Origin of the sequence: Gilvimarinus gilvus (genome assembly GCF_030518155.1) — a bacterium.
Lineage (GTDB): Bacteria > Pseudomonadota > Gammaproteobacteria > Pseudomonadales > Cellvibrionaceae > Gilvimarinus > Gilvimarinus gilvus.
On sequence record NZ_JAULRU010000457.1, the window covers coordinates 1 to 318 of the forward strand.

Below are 318 nucleotides of genomic sequence, written 5' to 3' on the forward strand. Positions count from 1 at the left end.
TGGACGAAACCCCACGCAAGTATTTCAAGATCTGGGAAATGGCTTGCTTCGCCGGCTTTCTGACTGCCCAGGCGGTAGCGCGGCGCATGGTCCGGCGCGAGCGCGGCACGCTGCTGTTCACTGGCGCCACCGCCGCAACCCGTGGCGCGGCCGGTTTTGCCGCCTTCGCCGGCGCCAAGCATGGCTTGCGCGCATTGGCCCAGAGCATGGCCCGCGAGTTGGGGCCGCGCAATATTCATGTCGCCCATGTGGTGGTGGACGGGGCCATCGACACTGCCTTCATTCGCGACAGCTTCCCCGAGCGCTACGCCCTCAAGG

General features: G+C 66.4%; 1 protein-coding gene. It reads left to right on the forward strand.

The window, feature by feature from the left end; genetic code table 11:
• Positions 1-318, forward strand: a 318-nt coding sequence (locus QWI17_RS08860) for an SDR family NAD(P)-dependent oxidoreductase (RefSeq protein ID WP_302722158.1), incomplete at both ends; no start/stop codon positions are given.